This window comes from Marinimicrobium hydrolyticum (assembly GCF_030848505.1).
In the GTDB taxonomy this organism is placed as follows: domain Bacteria; phylum Pseudomonadota; class Gammaproteobacteria; order Pseudomonadales; family Cellvibrionaceae; genus JAVDDU01.
In genome coordinates this window covers 1-2531 of sequence record NZ_JAVDDU010000020.1, presented here as the reverse complement: position 1 = coordinate 2531, position 2531 = coordinate 1, and the positions used below count along the sequence as shown (strand labels likewise).

Sequence of the window (2531 nt, the reverse complement as noted above, 5' to 3'; positions counted from 1 at the left end):
TTGAGAAGGGGGGCGACACCCAATCCAGTCAACAATCCAATAGCCACATTCTTCAATGCTTTGCGTTTGATCACAGCCATCCCCCTTTGTCCGTAGCTAGCTTCTGACCCAGTGCCTTATACATATTCCAATTACCCCTAGCATTAATCTTTCGCTCTGATGATGACTTCGCCCGCGTCCACGCCAGCACCTCGGAATAACTCAACAATAAGAGGCATGTATGCCGCGATAACTAGTTGCACCAAGACCATACCAATTATCAATATCGCTAAACGCTTTCCACTCAAGCCGCCTTGGGTTACCTTTTGGAAGACCACAGCAAACGGAACCATCAAGAGAACCACTGAGACGAATTTTCCTGCGCTCGTCCCGTAGAACTCCATCTTTGTTGCAATATCGCTACTGCCAAGCGTTGACAACCAAACCAGGAATACTACACCCGCAACTATCAAAGCGGTGTTTATAAGCATTCCGTCAGCGAAAGCGTTTTTATTCATAGTCCAATATTCCTTATCAAAGGTATACGAGTTCGATCGTTTTAGCGGGATGATTGATGGTTATGGTGAAGCGCGAACCATTCTCGTGTGAAAGCCTCATAAGGCAGTCCATTATAGAAGGCGGATTTCCCCACCCAGTTAGTTGGCTGACATTGATCCGGATTCCGTGGTCTGGCCTATTTGATTCGGGCGGTGTAAATGAATAATCTGTGATGGCCGCTGCCTCACTAATGACGACTTCTAGATCGAGAGTCATTTGAGCAGCAAACGCTTCCGTTCCGGGAGACTGAGAATGATAGTGCTCATTGTCGGCGAAAGCACTGAAAACAGAGCACGCGTAGATGGCGGTGGCTGCCAAAATTCTAACGGTATATTTCAACATTTTCCAACCTTACGAAGATAGCGATCGCTTGACCAAATTTAGCTGATATTCTCGTAGCAAGCCGAAAGTCCCCAGCACAACCTGCCCAATGATAAATGGCAGGCTTTCTTTGGTTGCTCCAAAGCCTACTAAGTAGGCGAGACCCATCACGATTGCCCCAGTCCATAGCAACTTCATATATGGGTGAGTAAACCTACGCATGATGAATAGCTTGATCATAAACCAACAATCCTCTAACCCAGCGCTTGATCGTCTGCTGTTTTTTTAACGCACAACTTCAAATTTTGAAAACTCACCTACTCGACTATCGCCTTCCTGAATAACAACTAACGGCTCGCAGTCTTTGTGGCAAACGACGAATTCAGGAAGGGCGATCTTTCCTTTATGCGGCATGGCGTCCGCCATTCCTTCTGTAACCTCCTTTTGCGCAGCATTAACTAATTCACTGCACGTTACACAGCCCAAATAATATTTCTCGCAGTTCGATCTAGTCATTTTCCAATCAATCCTCTAGCAATAAATCCGTGACGTTGGCACCGGTGACTGAGCTCACGATTTCAGCCGCTCGCAGGTTGCACTCTTCAAGTGTGTTAAAAAACGTGGGGTATGATCCCTTGGTGTGGGGTTTGAAAACATCTTTGGCATCTTTTACGTCATCACCCCAGTTGTCCTCTATATACCAACGCCCGTCCTTGCACTCGACAATCATCAGGTCGCATGTTTCGTCTCCACTGTAGTCAGAAATGTGGTGATGGTTTACTGTCCGGAAGTAAGCATGCGAGTTATAACGTCCACGGCCTGGGTCCCAATATTCTTCTGGTATGCTAGTAGCAGTCATAGTCCAATGATCCTTATCACCGAATTGATGGCCCGAGAGGCGGGTACTCGACCAGGAAAGTTCCGCCGCAGCCGAGAACCAGTAGAAACCAGTCACTGACCCCGCCATGGTGCATAACTTCTTTCACGTTCTACTAGCTACTGGCCACAACCTGAGGTACCGAAAGGGAGTTTCAGCAACGGTAGATATTTCGCCGGAGCTTATCATCGCTGAAAGTTTTTCTTGTACATACGGTCCAACACCAGCGCCTGGGTGGAGCGCTTTTAGCTCATCTATCTGCGATTGATTTGTTACATCAATACCATCAATCAATTTCTGTACGTCTTTCTGGTTGCGTTTACTCATAATCCAATTACTCCGTGTTGCTAAATGCATAGCCGGCCGTCTATCTGTGCCAGCCAATCGTTGGCTTCGCCTCCATACTCTTCACCAGGGCATAACGTACCGTTTCTGGAACTAATTGCGAGGTGGCCAGCGTTTCTTTATTTTCCAGGCGGCTGCTATACAGAGGCTTACGCCTATAAGCGCCCCTGCAAGTGCCTCTATTCCTGGCCTGGGCGACAACCCTAAAAGGTGGGCCGAATAGGTAGCGAACAAGCTGAAAGCCAGGACAAACGCCACAGCACCGGCAACTCGCGGCCAGGGCCCGCAAAAGCAATCCCTCCAAGACTCCAGGAAGTTTTTATTTTTCTGCTCCATAATCCAATGTCTCTTACTGTCCAGATGTACGTCTTAACTTCATTTCGCAGGCCAGCTGTATCCTCGTCTCCTGCAATTCAAAAGCCGCCGGTAAAACGGTGAACGAGGGACCTGG

Annotated in this window: 5 protein-coding genes; all 5 read right to left on the bottom strand. The window is 47.9% G+C overall.

The window, feature by feature from the left end; all coding sequences use genetic code 11:
• Positions 1-143 precede the first annotated feature (143 nt).
• The 5 genes from RBH33_RS17605 to RBH33_RS17585 all read right to left on the bottom strand — a co-directional run bounded on the left by RBH33_RS17605 (position 144) and on the right by RBH33_RS17585 (position 2062).
• Positions 144-497: a hypothetical protein gene (locus RBH33_RS17605; protein ID WP_306733534.1), complete on the bottom strand. Its 354-nt coding sequence runs from the start codon at positions 495-497 to the stop codon at positions 144-146.
• Between the two features lie 16 nt (positions 498-513).
• Positions 514-879, bottom strand: a complete 366-nt coding sequence (locus RBH33_RS17600) for a hypothetical protein (RefSeq protein WP_306733533.1) — start codon at positions 877-879, stop codon at positions 514-516.
• Between the two features lie 264 nt (positions 880-1143).
• Positions 1144-1374 carry a hypothetical protein gene (locus RBH33_RS17595; RefSeq protein WP_306733532.1) on the bottom strand — a complete coding sequence of 77 codons (231 nt, stop codon included), beginning with the start codon at positions 1372-1374 and terminating at the stop codon, positions 1144-1146.
• A 7-nt stretch (positions 1375-1381) separates the two neighbouring features.
• Positions 1382-1717, bottom strand: coding sequence for a hypothetical protein (locus tag RBH33_RS17590; RefSeq protein WP_306733531.1), 336 nt, complete (start codon positions 1715-1717; stop codon positions 1382-1384).
• Between the two features lie 123 nt (positions 1718-1840).
• Positions 1841-2062 carry a hypothetical protein gene (locus tag RBH33_RS17585; protein ID WP_306733530.1) on the bottom strand — a complete coding sequence of 74 codons (222 nt, stop codon included), beginning with the start codon at positions 2060-2062 and terminating at the stop codon, positions 1841-1843.
• Positions 2063-2531 lie beyond the last annotated feature (469 nt).

Bases quoted from the DNA above. Each gene is read 5' to 3' on its own strand.
- RBH33_RS17600 (WP_306733533.1), bottom strand. From the start codon at position 879: ATGTTGAAATATACCGTTAGAATTTTGGCAGCCACCGCCATCTACGCG.
- RBH33_RS17585 (WP_306733530.1), bottom strand. From the start codon at position 2,062: ATGAGTAAACGCAACCAGAAAGACGTACAGAAATTGATTGATGGTATT.
- RBH33_RS17595 (WP_306733532.1), bottom strand. From the start codon at position 1,374: ATGACTAGATCGAACTGCGAGAAATATTATTTGGGCTGTGTAACGTGC.
- RBH33_RS17590 (WP_306733531.1), bottom strand. From the start codon at position 1,717: ATGACTGCTACTAGCATACCAGAAGAATATTGGGACCCAGGCCGTGGA.
- RBH33_RS17605 (WP_306733534.1), bottom strand. From the start codon at position 497: ATGAATAAAAACGCTTTCGCTGACGGAATGCTTATAAACACCGCTTTG.